The sequence below is a fragment of the Thalassospira xiamenensis M-5 = DSM 17429 genome (assembly GCF_000300235.2).
Classification (GTDB): Bacteria; Pseudomonadota; Alphaproteobacteria; order Rhodospirillales; family Thalassospiraceae; genus Thalassospira; species Thalassospira xiamenensis.
Map to the genome: position 1 here is coordinate 2,971,814 of NZ_CP004388.1, position 20,193 is coordinate 2,992,006.

Genomic DNA, 20,193 nt, shown 5'->3' on the forward strand with positions numbered 1-20,193 from the left:
CCTCCTTTAAGCGGGGATATCCCGGCGCTTATTTCACTAGTTTGTTTTCGCGCATGAAGACGACAAGCTTGTCATGCTGCGCAGGCGTCAGGGGCCAAGCTGATGGCGGGCGCGTCGGTCCGCAATCGTTGCCCAGAATCTGCAACGCGGATTTAACTCCGGTCACGTTGGTACCGTTCATTTCTTCGGCTCGGACATCTTCAAATGCCCGCATTTCCGAAATCAGTTTGCGTGCGGTTTCGTAATCGCCGCCCTCAAGAGCCGCATGGATCGCCATCGAGCGTTCCGGCCACACATTGATCAGACCCGACGTAAAGCCGCGCGCGCCCACCGCATAGAAGGTCGGCGCCCAGACTTCGGCAAGCCCGCCAACCCAGACGATATCAGGATCGCAGGCTGAAATCGCCTCGGCCAGCTTCATCGGATTTGGCGTCGCCCATTTGACACCGGCAACACCTTTAACTGCACATAGGTCGGCAATCGCCTTGGTGCCAATCGTATCGTTGCGAAGATACAGCATCATCGGCAAACCATCCGACGCATCGGCAATGCGTTTAAGATAGTCGACAACACCACGCGGCGCGACAAAGGGATCTGGTGGCTGATGGATCATAAGCGCCTCGGCACCGGCATCCGTCGATGCCTTTGCCAATGCAACCGCATCGCGAATGCCACGCCCGACACCTGCCAGCATCGGCGCGCGACCATCAAGCATTTCGGCAACGGATCTGGCCATGGTGATGGCCTCGTCCGTGGTCAGCGCATAAAATTCGCCGGTATTGCCGTTTACCACCGGAAAATGGACACCCGCGGCCAGCGCACGATCAATGATCGGGGAGAGTTTTTTCGGCGCGACATCGCCGTTTTCATCATAAGGCGTAACAAGAATGCCGGAAATCCCGGACAGCACGCCACGCAAATCGACTTTGGAAAGTGCCATTGGTCAAAGTCCCTGAATTCTGTTGGTGGTGGCGCGATGGGTGCGCCACCAGTTTGTCATCGATCATTGCCGGATCAACCAACCGGCGGATCAGAAGATATCCGGCTCACCGGCGGTTTTGCCGAAGTCGGGCGACAGGAAGTCGAAATCACAGCCTTCATTGGCCTGGGTGACATGCTTGCCAAACATCCAGCCATAACCGCGCTGATAGCGATCCTCGGGCTTTTTCCAAGCCGCGCGACGCCGTTCGAGTTCATCTTCATCCACCAGCATGTCCAGACGACGGTTATCAAGATCAAGCTTCACGATATCGCCGGTTTTCAAAAGGGCGAGCGGCCCGCCGATATAGCTTTCCGGCGCAACATGAAGCACACACGCCCCATAAGACGTGCCCGACATACGCGCATCCGAAATGCGCAACATGTCACGATGCCCCTGCTTGATCAGCGCTTTCGGGATCGGCAGCATCCCCCATTCCGGGAATCCCGGCCCGCCAAGCGGCCCGGCATTGCGTAGAACCATCACATGATCGGGCGTGATATCAAGATTTTCGTCATCAACCGCCTTTTTCATTTCCGGATAGCTGTCAAATACAAGTGCAGGACCCTGATGATTGCGGAACCGTTCATCACAGGCGGCCGGTTTGATCACCGCCCCGTCCGGGCACAGATTGCCGCGCAGCACGGCAAGCGATCCTTCGTGATAGACCGGGTTGGACAGCGGACGAATGACATCGTCGTTATAAACCGTCGCGCCCTCAAGGGTTTCGCCAAGTGTCTTGCCGGTAACGGTCGTAACGCTTGTATCAAGCTTGTCGCCAAGTTCCGCCATCAGGGCGCGCAGACCACCGGCATAGAAGAAATCTTCCATCAGGTAATCACCCTTGCCCGACGGGCGAATATTGGCAATCAGCGGCGTGGTACGGCCAAGTGCGTCAAGATCATCAAGATCAAGCTTGATGCTGGCACGGCGCGCCATCGCCAGAAGATGCACCACCGCATTGGTCGAACAGCCGGTCGCCATCGCAACAACGGCAGAGTTTCTTACCGACGCCGGGGTGACAATTTTTTCAGGCGTCAGATCTTCCCAGACCATATCGACGATGCGACGACCACATTGGGTCGACATGCGGATATGACCGGCATCCGGTGCCGGGATCGACGACGCGCCAGGAAGGCAAAGCCCCATGGCTTCGGCAATCGCGGTCATGGTCGATGCCGTGCCCATGGTCATGCAATGACCATAAGAACGTGCGATGCCGCCTTCGACCCCCACCCATTCCTCGTCACTGATGTTACCCGCACGGCGTTCATCCCAGTATTTCCACGCATCCGACCCAGAACCAAGGATTTTACCGGCATAATTCCCGCGCAACATCGGGCCAGCCGGAAGATAGATCATCGGCACACCCGCCGAAATCGCACCCATGACAAGACCCGGCGTGGTTTTGTCGCAACCGCCCATCAAAACCACACCATCAAGCGGGTGCGAACGGATCAGCTCTTCTGTCTCCATCGCCAGCAGGTTGCGATACAGCATCGAGGTCGGCTTGGTGAAAGATTCATCAACCGAAATCGCCGGAAGTTCGACCGGGAAACCACCCGCCTGATGCACGCCTTTTTTGACGTCACCGGAACGTTCGCGGAAATGAGCGTGGCACGGGTTCAATTCCGACCAGGTATTCAGAATTCCGATGACCGGGCGACCTGTCCAGTCTTCCGGATCAAGCCCCATCTGCATCAGACGCGAACGGTGACCAAAAGAACGCAGATCGTCGGGCGCAAACCAGCGCGCACTTCTAAGGTCTTCGGCAGATTTTTTTTGTTTTTCGGACATGGCGTTCCTCCCGTGTATCTGCCCTGCCGGGTGACTATGCACATGCAAACCCGACAGAACAATGCAATTTCATTTATGATGTCATGTATGCGCATACACATCAATGTTGTCAAGTTATCTTACAGGTATTTTCCCGTGTGAAGCCTATACAAAAAGACCAAATATTCCGGGATTGACAGAAGTTAAATCGACTTGTATGAATTTATGTATGCGCTTTCATTAAGCTTGGAATTTTACAGGCAACAATAACAAGAACAAGCAAAGCGCAGGCCTATCGGGAACCACCCCGGCCGGGCATCTCGGGCAAGGAGCCCTTATTCAGGATCGCGTCATTCGGGAGGAAACAATGACCGGACTTTTCAAAACCCTCGCCACTGCCGTCGGGCTTGCAGCCATGCTCGCAGCACCGTCTCTTGCCAACGCAGCCGACCTGCCAAGCAACGTTCGACTGGTCATCGGTTCGAAGTCAACCGGTGGCGACACCTATCAGAACAGCGCAATCATCGCCGAAGCACTTTCGAAAAAACTCGATATCAACTCAAGGTTGATGCCGTTGGCGTGAGCGAAGCCTTCAAGGCTCTTGATCGCGATTCACGTGGCACGACGCTTATGATGTTCCATGACGGTGCCTATATGGGCAACCTTTATGGCGTTCGCGGTTACGACAATATTTTTGAAAAATACAATGTCGGTGCCACCGTCTCGATCAATCCGGGCAACGCATACCTTGTCGCGAAAGACTCTCCGTTCAAATCAATGGAAGACGTCTTTGCCGCTGCGGCTGCCGGACAGCGCATTCGCGTCGCCATTCAGGCTGGTGGCGTTTCGGAAATCGGTCTTTCTGCGATGAAAAACGCAGCAAAAATCATGTATCCGGGCGCTGAAGAAAACATCGTCGCCGTAAATACCGGTTCGCAGGCAGATAAAAACCAGCTTCTGTTTGATCGTCAGGCCGATGTGATCAACGGCTCCGTACAGGCAAACGAACAGTTCACCCAGCTTCCGCAGGACGACCAGAAAGCGATGCGTTTCATCTGGGTAACAGCCCGTGAAAAAACCATCAAACAGGCAAATCCGGAAGGCATGGGCAACACGACCAGCGAAGAATTGCTCGGCTACACCACACCGAATGTAAGCGTCACGATGGACGGCACGAACGACTTCACCTTTGATAAAGAGTTCTTCTTCCTCTTCAACAAAGACATGGATCCGGCAATCGTCGAAACCATCGACAATGCCCTTGCCGAAATCTATGCCGAAGGCAAAATTCAGGAAACCCAGAAGAATTCCTTCTTCATTCCGAACTTCCTGCCATCGAAAGAAGCCTCTGCCTATCTTGAAGGTAAAAGCGAAACCATCCGGAAAATCATCTCTTCGATTTCGACGAACTAGCCATTCCCTGTTGGCCCGGCCATCTGCCGGGCCAACAGGAACATCGACAGATGAAGACTATCCCGACAACCCTGCCCGCAGCTAAAACCGACACGTTTTCAGCACATTGGGCAACGCGGGATAAGAAGGAGATACTTCATGTCACTGGAATCGCTTTTATCAGTGTCCATTGATTTCGATACATCGCACACGGTATTTCCAACCATCGTTGCCATTGTGCTCGGCATTTTACTGGTTGCGATACTGGCAACGCGCAGTCGCGCGATTTTGGCAACGGTTGGCTCTGTCCCCTGGTGGCCGGCCAAAATTGACCATATGCGTTTTTTCGGAACCCTCGCCGGTACCGTTCTTTATTTCATCGCCATGCCATGGGTGGGCGACTTTTATCCGAATACCGGCCTCGGGTTTTATATCTGTTCGATCCCCTACCTGTTTGCCATGAGCGTGCTTTACCTGCAGCAGCGCGATAAGCGGCATCTGCTGATCGCGGGCCTGAATGCCCTGATAGCACCAAGCGTTGTCTGGTACCTGCTGTCGGAACTTTTCAACATATCGCTTCCTTAAGCCAAGAACGACACGAGAGATTTGATATGGATTTTCTTTCCATTTTAACGCCGTTCTTCTTTACCCTGGTTGCATCCGGCACGGTGATCGGCATCATTTTTGGTGCGATCCCCGGGATGACGGCAACCATGGCGGTCGCGGTGTGTTTACCCCTGACCTATTCCCTTGGTCTGGAAAACGGTCTGGCCCTTTTGCTGGGTCTTTATGTTGGCGGCATTTCGGGCGGACTTGTTCCGGCTATTCTTTTGAATATCCCGGGAACGCCATCCTCAATCGCCACCACATTTGACGGCTACCCCATGACCCAAAAGGGCGACGGTGAAAGCGCCCTTCGGATCGCAGTCATTTCATCTTTTGTCGGCGGCATCATCAGTCTGGCGGCACTCTTCTTCTTTGCCCCCGCACTTGCCGACTTTGCGATCAAATTTTCATATGTTGAAAAATTCCTGATCATCTTCTTTGCGCTGACCGTTATGGCAGCACTTAGCAGCAACATGCTCGTTGGCGTTTTCAGTGGCGTGCTTGGTATCTTCCTTAGCCTGATCGGTGCCTACGATATTTCGCGCGGCGGCAACGGCGAATTGCGTCTGGTACCTGAATTTCTGGAATATTACCTTGAAGGTGGCTTCTCGCTGCTGCCGGTACTGATCGGCATCTTTGGCCTGTCGACCATCCTGATCGAAGCCGAAAGTGGCATGAAGGACGAAAAAGGTCTTTCATCGGTCAAGATCGGCAAAGGCAGACGTTTCGATTTTTCCGTATTCAAAGGTCAGTTCGTCAACCTGATACGATCTTCGGGGATTGGTACTTTTGTGGGAATTTTGCCCGGTGTCGGCGGCAGTGCCGCATCGATCCTGGCCTATAGCCAGCAAAAAAACTTTTCAAAAAATCCGGAACGCTTTGGCAAAGGCGAGCCTTCCGGCGTCATGGCATCGGAAAGTGCGAATAACGGCCTGACCGGCGGCGCGCTGGTACCGTTGCTTTCGCTTGGCATTCCCGGTGATTCGACAACCGCCATCCTGATCGGTGCCTTCACCTTGCAGGGCATTCAGGTCGGCCCCCTGTTTATCGGCAACAATCCGGTAACCTGGGATGCGATGATTGTTGCCATGCTTGCAGCAAACATCGTGATGCTGATTGTCATGATCTTTGCCATCCGGCACATCGCCAAGGTGGTGATGATCCCGAAAAACATCCTGTTTCCGATCATCTTGATGATGTGCGTTGTTGGCGCATACACCATCAATTACGGCGTGATGTTTGATGTCTGGACGTTGTTGATATTCGGTTTGTTTGGCTACTTTGCCCATAAAATCGGCTTGGAAATCGCCCCCTTCATCATCGGTTTTATCCTTGGTCCGTCGGCGGAAATCTATTTCGTCAAAAGCATTGAATCGTTTGGCACGCTCTCGATCTTCTTCACCAAAAGCTGGATCGCAGTTCTGTTGTGGATACTGATTGCACTTTCCGTCTGGTTCTCGGTTGCAATTTCTCGCAAAAAGAAACGGGACCTGACGGCATCTGGCAATTAAGATAAAACGCGATTGCCATCCAGTGATGCCAATGTGCCGGTGCCCTCGGATCAAGCCGATGCCAAGGGCGCCTTCACAAAATGACTTCAACAGAGAAACCGTTTTGCCGAAAAACGAAACATCGCACACAATGTCTCAGAACAAAGAACACCATTCGGGCACCGTAACGATGGAATCCGTCGGGCGACTTGCCGGTGTGTCGCAGGTGACGGTTTCGCGTGCCCTTAACGATCCGTCCAAAGTCTCCGCAAAGACACTCCAACGCATCAAAGATGCAATCGAACTGACCGGTTATGTGCCAAACATGGTAGCCGGGGCCCTGGCATCCAAGCGAAGTCACCTGATTGTTGCCCTGATCCCGTCCATCACCAACTTCGCCTATTCCGAATTCATCAAGCATTTCATTCAGGTGATGCGCGGGCATGGCTATCATGTTCTGACTGCTGAAACCGGCCTTTCGATGGAAGAAGAAGAATCGGTCCTCGCAACCATGCTAAGCCGCCGCCCCGATGGCATCATGATGACCGGGATCAATCATTCGGCAAAATGCAAACGGATGCTTCTGGGATCCGGAATTCCGGTTGTTGAAATCTGGGACATGACGGAATCCCCGATTGATACCTGTGTTGGCTTTTCACATGCAAAATCGGGCGAAGAAACCGCGAAATTCGCGCATAAAAAGGGCTATCGCAATGCGCTGGCCATTTCGGCCGCCGACGAACGTGCGCTGCGACGTAAGGATGCTTTCTGCGAAACCTTTCGCAAGCTAGGCAACAATCCCGTCAAAGAGATATGCCTGGATAGTCCCGCCAGTCTGGAACTGGGACGAAAGTCGCTTGCACAGGCTATTGATGAGGGCTTCCAGAACGGCGTTGTCATGTGCAGCTCCGACCTGCTGGCGCATGGGGTCATCATCGAAGCACAGACACGCAATCTGCGCATCCCCGAAGACATTGCAGTGATCGGCTTTGGGAACCAGAATTTTGCCGCTTTCACAGTACCAAGTTTGACATCGCTTCACGTTGACCGGGCTTATCTGGGCTCTCAGGCGGCGACAGCCTTAATGGCACGCATCGACAAAAAGCCGCTGCAAAAAAACTGCATCGATATCGGATTTGAAATTGTCGAACGGGATTCCGCCTGATTTGGCTTAGGCAAAACGCCGGAACAAACCGCGCCGTTCGCGACAGATCATTGTCAATCCCGCCTGTCGCGCCAGATTGACCGCGGTTAATGTCGGCCCCGAAAGGGTTACAAGTCCGCCCACCCCGCATTGCACGGTTTTGGTGACGATTTCATATGAACAGCGGCTGGTCATAAGGATGAAACCACCGGCTTTATCAACACCCTGACGCACCACCGCACCAAGAACCTTGTCGAGCGCATTATGACGCCCGATATCCTCGCGCACAATGCGGATGGAGCCAGTCGCATCGACAAAGGCACTGGCATGCAAAAGACCGCCGCCTTCGCGGTTGCGCGTCTGCTGATCGGGAAGGGCGTCAATCGCACCAAGCACGATGTCTTGTGGCATATTTGAAGGCGCCACCTTACCGATCCGGTCCATCGCCACCGCCTCAAGCGACTGCACCCCGCAAAGCCCGCAACCAGAACGCCCTTCAAGAGTGCGCTTGCGGATTTCAAGCCGGTCCTGAATATCCTCATCCAGATCAGCCTCGATCACATAACCCTGCAAGGTTTTGCGCACATCGCGCAAATTGATCTGCCCGGCATGATCGGCAATGCCTTCAGACAGGGCAAACCCGATCATGAAATCTTCAAGATCGTGCGGCGACACCATCATTACCGCGTGGGACGTGCCATTGAACGTCAGTGCCGCCGGGATTTCCGGCTGCAGGATCATCGGTGCATCAACACTTCCATCGCCGCGTGCTACGGCACGCGCCGGGTCATGGTCACGGCCATCAATGATGCGATTTGCCGATGTCATTTTTGCTGTCACGCCGGTTGTTTGACCTTGCGGATCAATGGGGCGGCTTCGATCACCAGCGGATGGAAACCTCCATGGCCGCTTTCGATCATGTCAAAAAGCTGCTTGCGCATGCGCGGTTCCCAGAAATCGCTGATATGCCCGGCCACCCCCTCGACCCCTTCTGCGTGGGGTTTTGATGTGAAAAAGGTCGCGATCTGATTGGCCATATAGACGAGTTTGTCAGGTGCCATTGACGTTTAATCTCCCGCCGGAATTCTTGATTTTACGGACGAAAACACCCGGTTTCATGACACGATCCTATCATGAAACCGGGCAACATTTCGCGCCTATTCGGCCGCATCAACACGTGGAAGGATCCGGCGTGACTGTTCAGCCTGCTTGTCATATTCCACCTGCCATTCGGTCGGCCCGTTACTCGGCGTGACCTGAACCGCGGTAACCTTGTATTCCGGGCAGTTGGTCGCCCAGTCGGTATAATCGGTGGTGATCACGTTGGCCTGTGTGCCCGGATGGTGGAAGGTCGTGTAAACCACCCCCGGTGCAACCCGGTCGGTAATCGTTGCTCGCAACGACGTTTCACCCGACCGCGACGCCAGACGGATCCAGTCCCCTTCGCGAATGCCACGCTGTTCGGCATCATGGGGATGGATTTCAAGCAGGTCTTCCTTGTGCCATGCAGTGTTTTGCGTACGACGGGTCTGTGCCCCAACGTTATATTGGCTAAGGATGCGCCCCGTCGTCAGCAACAGCGGGAAGCGCGGTCCGGTACGCTCGTCGGTTGCAACATATTCGGTCACAACAAACTTGCCCTTGCCGCGCACAAAGCCGTCGATATGCATCACCGGCGTCCCCAGCGGCGCCTTTTCATTGCATGGCCACTGGATCGATCCTTCGCGCTCCAGAAGACCATAATTGACCCCGGCAAAGCTTGGCGTGGTACGGGCAATTTCATCCATGATCTGTGATGGATGGTTATAGTTCCAATCAAGCCCCATCGCACGCGCCAGATTCTGGGTCACTTCCCAATCGGCAAAGCCGTTTTTCGGGCTCATCACCTTGCGAACACGGTTGATACGACGTTCCGCATTGGTAAATGTCCCGTCCTTCTCAAGGAAGGTCGAACCGGGCAGGAACACATGCGCATGATTTGCCGTTTCGTTCAAAAACAGGTCATGAACCACAACGCATTCCATCGCCGCAAGACCGGCGGCGACATGCTTGGTATCCGGGTCCGATTGCAGGATGTCTTCACCCTGAATATAGATGCCCTTGAAAGTGCCTTCGACGGCGGCATCAAGCATGTTGGGAATGCGAAGCCCCGGTTCGTCATCGAGTTTGACACCCCAGATTTTTTCAAACACGTCGCGCGTCGCATCATCGCTAATATGGCGATAACCCGGTAATTCATGCGGGAACGATCCCATATCACACGAACCCTGCACGTTGTTCTGCCCACGAAGCGGGTTCACACCCACACCCGGACGCCCGATATTACCCGTCGCCATCGCAAGGTTGGCAATCGCCATTACCGTGGTTGATCCCTGGCTGTGTTCGGTCACGCCAAGCCCGTAATAGATCGCGCCATTGCCACCGCGCGCAAAAATACGCGCCGCCTTGCGCACGGTTTCCGCAGGGACCCCCGACAGGCGTTCGACCTCTTCCGGGCTGTTTTGCGGATCGGACACAAACGCCGCCCAATCCTGGAATTCATCCCAGTCGCAGCGTTCGCGAATGAATGCCTCGTCAAACAGGCCTTCGGTCACAATCACATGCGCAAGCGACGTCAGAACCGCAACATTGGTACCCGGACGCAATGCCAGATGGGCGGCGGCCTTGATATGCGGTGACTGCACCAGATCAATGCGACGCGGATCAATCACGATCAGCTCCGCCCCCTGACGCAACCGCTTTTTAAGGCGCGATGCAAAAACAGGATGCCCGTCCGTCGGGTTGGCCCCGATCAGGATCACCACATCGGTATGTTCGACACTGTCAAAATCCTGCGTCCCGGCCGATGTCCCGAATGTGGTTTTAAGGCCATAACCGGTCGGCGAATGACAGACACGCGCGCACGTATCAACGTTGTTATTGCCAAACCCGGCCCGGATCAGCTTCTGCACAAGGAAGGTTTCCTCGTTCGTGCAACGCGATGACGTAATCCCGCCAATCGCGGCCTTGCCGTATTTTGCCTGAATCGAACGGAACTTGTCCGCCGTGTATCTAAGGGCTTCTTCCCAACTGACTTCGCGCCACGGATCAGACGTGTTTTCGCGGATCATCGGGTTCAGGATACGGTCCTTATGGCTGGCATAGCCATAGGCAAACCGCCCCTTAACGCACGAATGCCCGCGGTTGGCTTTGCCATCCTTGTAAGGCACCATGCGCACCAACTCATCGCCGCGCATTTCCGCCTTGAACGAACAGCCGACCCCGCAATAGGCACAGGTGGTAACGACCGAATGTTCCGGCTGACCGATTTCGATCACCGATTTTTCCTGAAGCGTTGCCGTCGGGCAGGCCTGAACACAGGCACCACACGACACGCATTCTGAATCCAGGAAGTTTTCATGCATGCCCGGCGACACCCGGCTTTCAAACCCGCGCCCCTCAATGGTCAGGGCAAAAGTCCCCTGCACTTCCTCGCACGCCCGCACACACCGCGAACAGACGATACATTTCGACGGGTCATAGGTGAAATACGGGTTGCTCTCGTCCTTGGCCATATAGCGCGGGTTTTCCTCGCCATTCTGGCGGGTCTTGACGTGGTTGCCCCCATCATAGCCATAACGCACATCGCGCAGGCCAACCGCACCGGCCATATCCTGCAATTCGCAGTCACCATTCGCCGCGCAGGTCAGGCAATCCAGCGGGTGATCGGAAATATAAAGTTCCATCACGCCTTTGCGGATTTTCTTCAATCTTTCGGTCTGGGTATGAACCACCATGCCATCCGCGACCGGGGTCGTGCAGGATGACGGGGTGCCATTGCGGCCTTCGATTTCCACCAGACACAGGCGGCATGAACCGAACGCATCGACCATGTCGGTCGCGCATAGTTTCGGCACCTGAATGCCCGCCTCCATTGAGGCCCGCATGATCGACGTGCCTTCGGGCACGGTCACATCAAATCCGTCGACATTAATTGTCACGGTCTTTTCGGATTTCGCGGCGGGGGTTCCGTAGTCGACTTCTTGTATCAAGGACATCGTTCTCACTCCGCGGCTATGTCAAGCGCATGGGGCCTGAAATCATCAGGGAAATGGGTCAGCGCGCTCATCACCGGATAGGGCGTAAACCCGCCCAGCGCACATAGCGACCCGAACTTCATCGTTTCACACAGATCGGCCAGAAGTTCCTTTTGCATTTCGGGATCTTCGCCGCGCGCGATTTTATCCACAACTTCGGTGCCGCGTGTTGATCCAATGCGGCATGGCGTGCATTTGCCACAGGATTCAATCGCACAGAATTCCATGGCAAAGCGGGCCTGTTTCATCATGTCGACACTGTCGTCAAACACGACGACACCGGCATGACCGATCAAACCGTCTGCCTTGGCGAATGCCTCGTAATCAAACGGCGTGTCAAACAATTCGCGCGGGAAATATGCGCCCAGCGGGCCACCAACCTGAACCGCCTTGACCGGGCGACCACTTGCAGTACCCCCACCGATCTGATCAACGATTTCACCCAGTGTCAGGCCAAAGGCCGTTTCATAAAGGCCGCCATGTTTGACATTGCCAGCGATCTGGATCGGGATGGTCCCGCGCGAACGGCCCATGCCGAAATCGCGGTAATATTCCGCACCCTTTTCAAGGATTACCGGCACCGAACACAACGAGATAACGTTGTTAACAACCGTCGGCCGTGCCATGAAGCCCTCAAGTGCTGGAAGCGGCGGCTTGGCGCGAACAACCCCCCGTTTGCCTTCCATGCTGTTCAACAGCGAGGTTTCCTCGCCACAGACATAGGCACCCGCCCCCATGCGGACTTCCATGTCGAACGCGTAATCCGATCCCAGAACCTTAGGCCCCAGCAGCTTGTTTGCCCGTGCGACTTCTATTGCTTCGTTCATGATGCGGATCGCATCAGGATATTCCGACCTTGTATAGACATATCCCTTGGTCGCCCCGGTCGCCAGACCGGCAATGATCATGCCTTCGATCAGGACGAATGGCTCGCCCTCCATGATCATGCGGTCGGCAAATGTACCACTGTCGCCTTCGTCGGCGTTACAGACGATGTATTTCTGATCACCCGGCGCCTGCCGGACCGTATTCCATTTTATACCCGTCGGGAAACCGGCACCACCGCGCCCGCGAAGACCTGAATCCGTCACTGCCTTGACGATATCCTCGGACGTCATCTTAAGGGCATTTTCAAGCCCCTTGAGCCCGTCATTGGCACGGTAATCGTCAAGCGACACCGGATCGATAATCCCGCACCGCTGGAAGGTCAGGCGCGTCTGCGCCTTCAGGAACGGGATATCCTGCGTATGGCCAAGGTAACGTTTATGATCACTACCGTTCAGGAAACCGGCATCAAACAGGCTATCGACATCTTCGACCGCGACCGGGCCATAGGCCAGACGACCGCGCGATGTTTCGACCTCGACCATCGGCTCCAGCCAGTACATGCCAAACGAACCGTTACGCACGATCTGAACATCTTCGCCGCGTTTCGCCGCCGTCGCGGCAATGGCAGTTGCGACTTCGTCCGCACCAAGGGCAACGGAACCTGAGTCAAGCGGGACGTAAATCTTGACTGTCATGATTCCACCTCGCTCAGGATGCGATCAAGGCGATCCTTGCTGACCCGTCCGATGACCTTGCCATCCACCATGGCGGCCGGCGCACAGGCACAAAGCCCAAGACAGAAAACCGGTTCAAGCGTCACATTCTGGTCGCTGGTCGTTTCCGACCAGTCGACTTTCAGTTTGCGCTTCGCATGATCGCTCAGATCATCCGCGCCCATCGACTGGCACGCCTCGGCGCGGCAGATCTTGATCACGTGTCTGCCCGGCTTTTCTTCACGGAAATCATGATAAAAACTGGCAACCCCGTGGACTTCCGCCCGGCTGAGATTGAGCTTCTTGGCAATGGTCTGAAGGGCACCTTCGGGAATAAAGCCAAATTCTTCCTGCACTTCATGCAGAATCGGCAAAAGCGGTCCTTCAAGTCCGGCCAGACCATCACAAATGGTACCAACCCGGACGGATATTTCCTCGGTCGTCTCTGTTGCAGACATGCAAGCCTCTCTCACTTAGCAGTCTATTGAATTCTTTGTTATTCTTCACAGTGTCGGTGATTGCCAACGCCTGTTCAATAAAGCCATCCCGTTACGCGATAGCGAAAACCTATCAAGCCCTCTCAGGCGGGCTCCAGTTCAGAAATATTCTTTGCCTCTTTCAGCAACGCCGACACAACCGGTGTTGCCGGTTCGCGCTTTGCCGCGATCATACCCACCAGATGAGACGCATCAGGATCAACAATCGGGATCGATTTGACCCGGTCGCGCATACTGAATTCCTTGACCATCTTGACCGGCATGATGCTGGCCCAGTTACCGGTATGCACATGGGTAAAAAGCGCAATCATCGAATCACTTTCCAGCGTCGGGCTGATACGCGCGCCCGCCTCGTTCAGATGCTGATTGATAATCCGCCGGTTCTGCATATCGGGTGTCAGCAAACATAACGGAAATTCTGCCGCCTCACGCCACGTGATGCTTTCGCGGTCACCGATATCATCGAAATTCGATGTCACAAGATGATAGCGCTCATAATAAAGCGGGATCGATGTCACACGGCCAAGCGGCTCATTATCCAGATAGGTAATCCCGACATCGATTTGAAGATTATCAAGCAGCGCCTGAATTTCTGTCGAAGTCCGCGACAGTACCGCAAAGGTCACATCCGGATGCTTTTCGCGAAACGGCGTGGTCAATTCATGCACCATCGAAAGTGCTGTCGGAATAACCGCAATCTGCACCTGCCCGGTCAGACCGAACCGCATCGCGCGCATTTCATCACGCATCGAACGCGAACTTCCGACAATATGGCGCGCCCATTCCAGAACCCGCTCGCCTTCTGGCGTCAGCCCCTGATAGCGCGAACCACGACGCACCAGAACCACACCAAGATGGTCTTCAAGCTGGCGAAGGGCACTGGAAAGGGTCGGCTGCGTCACACCGCATTCCTCGGCGGCGTGACCAAAATGCTGCTCTCTGGCAAGCACGATAAACATTTCGAGTTTGTCGATCATGGCGTATCCGGCGCCTTTCGGGGAAACCCCGTCTGGTGGCGCACTTTATGTGATTGATGGACACCATTTGCGGGGCGGGTGTCCTGATTGCAGGATAACCCGAATGGCCATAAAAGCCGAAGGGTTAATCCTGCAACAGGACCGGACATGACATTGATGCACTATCATGTCCAGGCGGGTCCGGGGACAGACGAACATACCCGGGCCCAGTGGTACCGGTCAGGGCCAAAGCCGACCGGCACCGGGGTTCGGCTTTACGCCTCAGACGTTGCCTCGCGGCCGGTCGGGGTCGGTTTGGCCGGGTCCGCTGCGGTTTCCATGTAATGCTTGTCATGGATCGGCTTGACCAGCGCGTTGGCAATCAGGCCAATCACCAGCAGGGCCGCCATGGCATACATGGTGGTGTTATAAAGGCTTGGCGTCGGATCAACCGTCCCGGCCGGGGCGATTTCCATCAGACGGCCAATCGTCACGGTTTTGGCCGCAATCAGCTGATCAAGCTGTTCCATACCCGCACCGAACTTTGCCTGAAACGCTGCCGGATCGATCTTGGCAGCCAGTTCCTTGATCGAATTGCCGACCGATGTCTGACGCAGCTGGGTGATGGCAAGCGGGCCAAGCACGCCCGCGACACTCCATGCGGTCAGAAGACGACCATGGATGCCACCGACATATTTGGTTCCGAAAACATCTGCCAGGTAGGCCGGAATGGTCGCAAAACCGCCACCATACATCGTGAAGATGATCATGGTTGCGCCATAGAACATCACAAGCCACGTCACGACCGGGTTCACACTGACCTGCCCCGCAGCATACGGGATCGACAGATACAGGATGATGCCAAGGATGAAGAAGCAGTAGTAGGTGTTCTTGCGTCCGATATAGTCCGAAATCGACGCCCAGAAGAACCGGCCACACATGTTAAAGACCGAAATCATGAACACATAGGTCGCGGCAAAGCCGGAATTGACCACCAGCGGCAGGGTGCTGCCGAAAATCTCGCTCATCATGGTTTTGGCAACGCCAATCACCCCGATGCCTGCCGTCACGTTAAAGCACAGCACGATCCAAAGCATATAGAATTGCGGGGTTTTCAGGGCCTGATCGATATGAACGTTGTTCTGGGTGATCATGCGCTTGGATGCAGTATCCGCCGTCGGCGGTGTCCAGCCAGCCGGGAGCCATCCTTCGCGCGGTACACGATACGAAAACGCCGCAATGACCATGACGATGAAATAGGCGATGCCAAGCGTAAAGAAGGTCGCCGCCGCACCGGTATTGCCCGTGCCCGCAACATATACGCCCTGCTCGATCGTCACCGGCGCCGAAGCAACCTGTGCCGCACCGGCGACAACAACCTCGACCATCTGGCCACCGACTTCGGCCATACGCTTGCCACCTTCGGTGACAAGGTTCACGGCACTTTCCGGCCCAAGATATTCCGGCACCTTATAGAAGAATGAAAGCAGGCTTTCCTTGATCGGCGTTGCGATCATCGCACCACCGCCAAAGCCCATGATCGCCATACCGGTTGCCATGCCGCGACGGTCCGGGAACCAGCGGATCAGGGTTGATACCGGCGATACATAGCCAAGCCCAAGGCCACAACCGCCAAGCGCGCCATAACCCAGATAAACCAGCCAAAGCTGATGGGTCGCAATGCCCATGCCACCGATGATGAAACCACCGCCCCAGCAAAATGCGGCAACAACACCCACCATACGAGGGCCGACTTCTTCAAGCCATTTTCCGCCAAATGCCGCGGCCAGCCCCAGAAATACAATCGCGACCGAGAAAATCCAGACAACAGATTGCAGGCCCCAGTCACCAGAGCTTGACGCAACCACGCCGAATTCCTTGATCAGTGGCGGGTTGAAAATCGACCAAGCATAGACAGAGCCGATGCAAAGATGAATGGCGATGGATGCTGGCGGAACTTTCCAGCGATTGAAATCGTCCCCTGCGACGATATGTTCTTTTTTAAGGCGATCAAACATTTGTGTTTTTCCTCCCGGTATTATGTTCATCCGGCGGCCCCATCCCCCCAAATCGGATGAATGCTGCAAGGCCATATCGGTAAGACCCGGAAACCACACCGTCGCAATCGCTATGCCATTCAGCCTGTTGCCTGATTTTCTGGAAGTTTTTGAAAGACAATCATCATATTGCAGCGCACGCGGGTGGACAAAATGTCCAACAAATTTTTACTGTGCAATGCACCATCCGGACAAAATGTCCAACCTAATGGCAGAACAATCAATCCGCTTCAGGCAACCAGATGGTGAATAACGTGCCCTTGCCCGGCTCGCTCTCAACCGCCATGGCCCCGCCCTGCCGGTCAATCAGGGTTTTGCTGATCGATAAGCCCAACCCCGTGCCTTCGCGGCGCTTGGTCGTATAGAAAGGATCGAAAATACGCCCCAGTATGTCGGACGACATCCCCGTTCCCGTATCGCGGATCGAAATGCGAATGCCAGGTTTTCCGTTTCGATCAAAATCCTCGTCAATCAGGGTCAGGGTGCCACTTCCGAGCATGGCATGCAGGGCATTGACCATCAGATTGACCACCACCTGCTGCAATTCCGTCCGGTTCATCAGAATAAGCCGTCTGGCCCGGCTCTCGCGCGCAACCTCGATATCGGCCTTGTTCAACAGATGCTGCACCAGCGGCAGGCAGTCGCCAATCACCTCGCCTGGTGAATGGCGTTCGACAAATCCGGCATATTCTTCGGGTTTGGCAAATTGCAGAAGCTTGGTGACAATCAGGTTGATACGGCTGACCTGTTCGTCAATCAGGCGGAATTCGGTTTCGGCAATTCGCACATTTTCGCCCAGTAAATCACGCACCACATCAAGGTTCCCCTGAAGCACCGCCACCGGATTGTTGATTTCATGGGCCACACCGGCGGTAATTTCACCGATGGCTGCCAGTTTCTCGGACATGATCAATTGCTTGGTCGTCGCCTCAAGCTGGCGGTTGGCTTCGCGAAGTTCGCTGGTGCGCGCATCGACCCGCGCATTCAGTTCCTCGTTCCAGGCGCGCAAACGTTTGTCACGTTCCTGCACCTGATCAAGCAGATCATCAAGATGTTCCGCCACCAGCGATATTTCATCCTGCACCTGATCAATATGGGTTCGCGCGCCAAAGTCTCCGCTCTCGACCCGTGCAATCGTCTGGGTCATACGTTCAAGCGGCTTGAAAATACCGCGCGCCCATCGCAGGAAGATCGGAACGCTCAGCGTCGCGACAAACAGAAACGCCGCAATGATGATCAGCAGGCTTTCATATTTCGTCTGGGCAAACGGCGCTTCAAGGAACCCGACATACAGCATTCCGACACGGTCGCCAAAGCTGTCCACAATCGGCTCATAGGCTGAAATGTACCAGTCATTGACGACAAACGCGCTATCAAGCCACACCTTGCCGTCTTCCAGAACATTCTGGCGCACCGCACTCGAAACACGGGTGCCCAGCGCACGTCGCCCTTCAAACAGCCGCACATTGGTGCTGATTCGCACATCATCAAGAAAAAGCGTCGCCGTCCCCTGACTGCCTTCCGGAAGGCTGCTTTCGCGGTAAACCAGATCATTGATCGTATCAATGAACACAAGGTTCTGGTTTAACAATATGCCCCCGACCAGCGCGCCATCAATGTCCTCCGGCCCCACCATCGGCAGGGAAACATGACTTGCCGAATGCACAACCATGCCGCGCGTTTCGGCATCGCGCGTGGTTGGCACTGCATTGGGTGTCGGCACCAGATCAAGCCGCGCGCGTGCCGCCAGATCGGGCGAAATCGCCGCCAGATCGGCATTGTCAAAGATGTCCACCCCGGTCAAGGACGCCCCCGAAAGGGCTGTTGCAATCACCGGCCAGTCGGCATCAAGTCGCGGGGTGGCCTGCCGGGGGGACGCCCCTGAAACAATCCCCTGCCGATTGGCGATATACAGGAAATCAAGACCAAGCTCGGCCCGCTTTGCCGCCAACAGATCATCGATCCGCGCCCGGTCCCCCGATGTCAGAACATCACGAAACGTCACTGATTGGCCAAGGGCTTCGATCTGTTCGCCGGTGGTTTCAAGGATATGAGTAAAATACTGATGGGCAATCGTCAGGTCGCCATTGACCTTTGATGTCAAAAGCGCGTCAAACTTGCTGTTCCAACGTACCATCATCACGCCCAGCAAAAGCGGCAGGATGACCAGTGTTGGCAATAACGCAATCGCCAGCAATTTGAACCGCACAGACCGGGTGCGTTTGGTGCGGCGGCCCGGCCACTGCATCAGTCGGCCCAATCGGCAAATTTGCGGTCAATTGTCTTGCGCGAAATGCCCAGACGCCGTGCGGCTTCATTACGATTGCCGTCGGTCTTGTGCACCATCGCCATAATGTGACGGCGCTCCATTTCCTCCAACGTTTCGTCATGGTCGGCATGTCCTTCGGCACCGGCCTGTTCATCACGAAACTCGGCCGGGAACCGCCCAAGGATCAGGGTGCGCTCGACAAGGTTGCGCAATTCGCGCACATTCCCAGGCCAGTCATATCGCGTCAATCCGGCCCGCACCGCCCCGTCCATCGCGACTTGCGGCACGCCAAGCTGCTTTGAAAGTTTGCTCATGAACAGGCTGGCAAGTTCAAGCACATCATCCCCGCGCTCCCGCAACGGCGGCATTGCGATATGCATGACATTGATCCGGTAAAACAGATCGGCACGGAACCGGCCCGCTTCGACCTCTGCCTCCAGATCGGCATTGGTGGCAAAGACAAACCGCAAGTCGACCGGTGCCTCGCGCTCCGACCCTACCGGGCGGATACGACGGCTTTCAATCGCGCGCAAAAGCTTGCTTTGCGTCGCCAGTGACAATTCCCCGACCTCGTCCAGAAACAGGGTACCACCCTGCGCATGCATGAAAAGCCCGTCGCGCGTGGTTTGCGCCCCGGTAAAGGCCCCTTTCAGGTGCCCGAACAATTCGGCCTCTATCATCTCGGACGGAATGGCGGCACAATTGATCGGCACGAACGGTTTTTCGGCCCGGTCGGACAACGCGTGTAACGAGCGCGCTGTCACTTCCTTGCCCGTGCCGCTTTCCCCGGAAATCAGGATCGATGTCGGAAGGGGTGCGACCCTTGCAATGGTTTCACGGATTTCCTGGATTTGCGCCGAATAACCAATCAGCTTGTCGCGCAACAACACATGATCGGATGTCGCGCGCAATTCATGGCGTAAAACATGGTTTTCGCGCCGCAACCGCATCCGGTCAAGGCAGCGCGCCACCGCATTCAAAATCTGGTTGGACCGAAACGGTTTCAGGACAAAATCAACCGCCCCGGCCCGCAATGCCTTGATCGCGGTATCCAGATCGGCATAGGCCGTCATCAGGATCGCATCGGAAAAGAAACCTATTTCGCGCTGCTCGGTCAACCACTCGACCCCGGACTTGCCCGGCATGATGTTATCAAGGATCACGACATCAAAATGATGCTGATCGAGAAGCTTGGTCGCTTCTTCGCAATCAGCGGCTTCTTCGACCCGTTTGGCGCGCGGTCCCAATGTACGCAAAAGGAAATTGCGCATCCCCGGTTCGTCATCGACGATCAGGATCGATGCTTTCTCCAGCCACGGCCCGAATTCCGGCCCCGGCTTGCCATCCGGTTGCGCTGCGGGTGATGGTGCCGCCAACTCCGGCGCACCCATTGCCGTCGATCTCATTGAT

General features: G+C 55.3%; 16 protein-coding genes. 5 read left to right on the plus strand and 11 right to left on the minus strand.

The annotated features are described in order from the left end of the window. Nucleotides 1-28 precede the first annotated feature (28 nt). Entirely contained in the window at nt 29-940 is a 912-nt protein-coding gene (locus TH3_RS13905; RefSeq protein WP_007090596.1) for a dihydrodipicolinate synthase family protein, read from the minus strand. Between the two features lie 90 nt (nt 941-1,030). Beyond that, nucleotides 1,031-2,776 carry an L-arabinonate dehydratase gene (araD, locus tag TH3_RS13910; protein WP_007090597.1) on the minus strand — a complete coding sequence of 582 codons (1,746 nt, stop codon included), beginning with the start codon at nt 2,774-2,776 and terminating at the stop codon, nt 1,031-1,033. 346 nt (nt 2,777-3,122) lie between these two features. On the opposite strand from araD, the gene TH3_RS23170 reads away from it, so the two are divergent. From TH3_RS23170 to TH3_RS13930, 5 genes are all read left to right on the plus strand, one after another. Further along, complete coding sequence (locus tag TH3_RS23170; RefSeq protein WP_202965942.1) at nt 3,123-3,338, plus strand: hypothetical protein; 216 nt, start codon at nt 3,123-3,125, stop codon at nt 3,336-3,338. Further along, nucleotides 3,335-4,168 carry a type 2 periplasmic-binding domain-containing protein gene (locus TH3_RS13915; RefSeq protein WP_202965943.1) on the plus strand — a complete coding sequence of 278 codons (834 nt, stop codon included), beginning with the start codon at nt 3,335-3,337 and terminating at the stop codon, nt 4,166-4,168. The genes TH3_RS23170 and TH3_RS13915 overlap by 4 nt, the downstream gene beginning before the upstream one ends. A gap of 138 nt (nt 4,169-4,306) precedes the next feature. Then, complete coding sequence (locus tag TH3_RS13920) at nt 4,307-4,732, plus strand: tripartite tricarboxylate transporter TctB family protein (protein WP_007090598.1); 426 nt, start codon at nt 4,307-4,309, stop codon at nt 4,730-4,732. Between the two features lie 26 nt (nt 4,733-4,758). Beyond that, nucleotides 4,759-6,264 (plus strand): tripartite tricarboxylate transporter permease, encoded by a 1,506-nt coding sequence (locus TH3_RS13925; RefSeq protein WP_007090599.1) that lies wholly within the window; start codon nt 4,759-4,761, stop codon nt 6,262-6,264. A gap of 130 nt (nt 6,265-6,394) precedes the next feature. Beyond that, complete coding sequence (locus tag TH3_RS13930; protein WP_040059961.1) at nt 6,395-7,408, plus strand: LacI family DNA-binding transcriptional regulator; 1,014 nt, start codon at nt 6,395-6,397, stop codon at nt 7,406-7,408. A gap of 6 nt (nt 7,409-7,414) precedes the next feature. Here the strand turns inward: TH3_RS13930 and fdhD are convergent, their stop codons facing one another. The 9 genes from fdhD to TH3_RS13975 all read right to left on the minus strand — a co-directional run bounded on the left by fdhD (nt 7,415) and on the right by TH3_RS13975 (nt 20,189). After that, nucleotides 7,415-8,215, minus strand: a complete 801-nt coding sequence (gene fdhD / locus TH3_RS13935) for a formate dehydrogenase accessory sulfurtransferase FdhD (RefSeq protein ID WP_007090601.1) — start codon at nt 8,213-8,215, stop codon at nt 7,415-7,417. A gap of 8 nt (nt 8,216-8,223) precedes the next feature. Next, nucleotides 8,224-8,448: a formate dehydrogenase subunit delta gene (locus TH3_RS13940; RefSeq protein WP_007090602.1), complete on the minus strand. Its 225-nt coding sequence runs from the start codon at nt 8,446-8,448 to the stop codon at nt 8,224-8,226. Nucleotides 8,449-8,544: 96 nt separating this feature from the next. Continuing rightward, nucleotides 8,545-11,424 (minus strand): formate dehydrogenase subunit alpha, encoded by a 2,880-nt coding sequence (gene fdhF, locus TH3_RS13945; RefSeq protein WP_007090603.1) that lies wholly within the window; start codon nt 11,422-11,424, stop codon nt 8,545-8,547. 5 nt (nt 11,425-11,429) lie between these two features. Next, entirely contained in the window at nt 11,430-12,986 is a 1,557-nt protein-coding gene (locus TH3_RS13950) for a formate dehydrogenase beta subunit (RefSeq protein WP_007090604.1), read from the minus strand. Then, entirely contained in the window at nt 12,983-13,462 is a 480-nt protein-coding gene (locus TH3_RS13955) for a formate dehydrogenase subunit gamma (RefSeq protein ID WP_007090605.1), read from the minus strand. The genes TH3_RS13950 and TH3_RS13955 overlap by 4 nt, the downstream gene beginning before the upstream one ends. A 122-nt stretch (nt 13,463-13,584) precedes the next feature. Then, nucleotides 13,585-14,478, minus strand: coding sequence for a LysR family transcriptional regulator (locus tag TH3_RS13960; protein WP_007090606.1), 894 nt, complete (start codon nt 14,476-14,478; stop codon nt 13,585-13,587). A 254-nt stretch (nt 14,479-14,732) separates the two neighbouring features. Beyond that, nucleotides 14,733-16,475, minus strand: coding sequence for an OFA family MFS transporter (locus TH3_RS13965; protein WP_007090607.1), 1,743 nt, complete (start codon nt 16,473-16,475; stop codon nt 14,733-14,735). Nucleotides 16,476-16,734: 259 nt separating this feature from the next. Next, on the minus strand, nt 16,735-18,762 hold the full coding sequence (locus TH3_RS13970) for a sensor histidine kinase (protein WP_007090608.1): 2,028 nt from the start codon (nt 18,760-18,762) through the stop codon (nt 16,735-16,737). Beyond that, a complete protein-coding gene (locus TH3_RS13975) occupies nt 18,762-20,189 on the minus strand; it encodes a sigma-54-dependent transcriptional regulator (RefSeq protein ID WP_007090609.1) in 1,428 nt (475 codons plus the stop codon). Before TH3_RS13975 ends, TH3_RS13970 begins: the two co-directional genes overlap by 1 nt. Nucleotides 20,190-20,193 lie beyond the last annotated feature (4 nt).

What these genes read in the sequence shown, in the direction of transcription:
- TH3_RS13955 (WP_007090605.1), bottom strand. Translation starts at nt 13,462, where the DNA reads ATGTCTGCAACAGAGACGACCGAGGAAATATCCGTCCGGGTTGGTACC.
- TH3_RS13950 (WP_007090604.1), bottom strand. Translation starts at nt 12,986, where the DNA reads ATGACAGTCAAGATTTACGTCCCGCTTGACTCAGGTTCCGTTGCCCTT.
- TH3_RS13905 (WP_007090596.1), bottom strand. Translation starts at nt 940, where the DNA reads ATGGCACTTTCCAAAGTCGATTTGCGTGGCGTGCTGTCCGGGATTTCC.
- TH3_RS13965 (WP_007090607.1), bottom strand. Translation starts at nt 16,475, where the DNA reads ATGTTTGATCGCCTTAAAAAAGAACATATCGTCGCAGGGGACGATTTC.
- TH3_RS13970 (WP_007090608.1), bottom strand. Translation starts at nt 18,762, where the DNA reads ATGCAGTGGCCGGGCCGCCGCACCAAACGCACCCGGTCTGTGCGGTTC.
- TH3_RS13940 (WP_007090602.1), bottom strand. Translation starts at nt 8,448, where the DNA reads ATGGCACCTGACAAACTCGTCTATATGGCCAATCAGATCGCGACCTTT.
- TH3_RS23170 (WP_202965942.1), top strand. Translation starts at nt 3,123, where the DNA reads ATGACCGGACTTTTCAAAACCCTCGCCACTGCCGTCGGGCTTGCAGCC.
- TH3_RS13920 (WP_007090598.1), top strand. Translation starts at nt 4,307, where the DNA reads ATGTCACTGGAATCGCTTTTATCAGTGTCCATTGATTTCGATACATCG.
- fdhF (WP_007090603.1), bottom strand. Translation starts at nt 11,424, where the DNA reads ATGTCCTTGATACAAGAAGTCGACTACGGAACCCCCGCCGCGAAATCC.
- TH3_RS13930 (WP_040059961.1), top strand. Translation starts at nt 6,395, where the DNA reads ATGTCTCAGAACAAAGAACACCATTCGGGCACCGTAACGATGGAATCC.
- TH3_RS13975 (WP_007090609.1), bottom strand. Translation starts at nt 20,189, where the DNA reads ATGAGATCGACGGCAATGGGTGCGCCGGAGTTGGCGGCACCATCACCC.
- TH3_RS13925 (WP_007090599.1), top strand. Translation starts at nt 4,759, where the DNA reads ATGGATTTTCTTTCCATTTTAACGCCGTTCTTCTTTACCCTGGTTGCA.
- TH3_RS13960 (WP_007090606.1), bottom strand. Translation starts at nt 14,478, where the DNA reads ATGATCGACAAACTCGAAATGTTTATCGTGCTTGCCAGAGAGCAGCAT.
- araD (WP_007090597.1), bottom strand. Translation starts at nt 2,776, where the DNA reads ATGTCCGAAAAACAAAAAAAATCTGCCGAAGACCTTAGAAGTGCGCGC.
- fdhD (WP_007090601.1), bottom strand. Translation starts at nt 8,215, where the DNA reads ATGACATCGGCAAATCGCATCATTGATGGCCGTGACCATGACCCGGCG.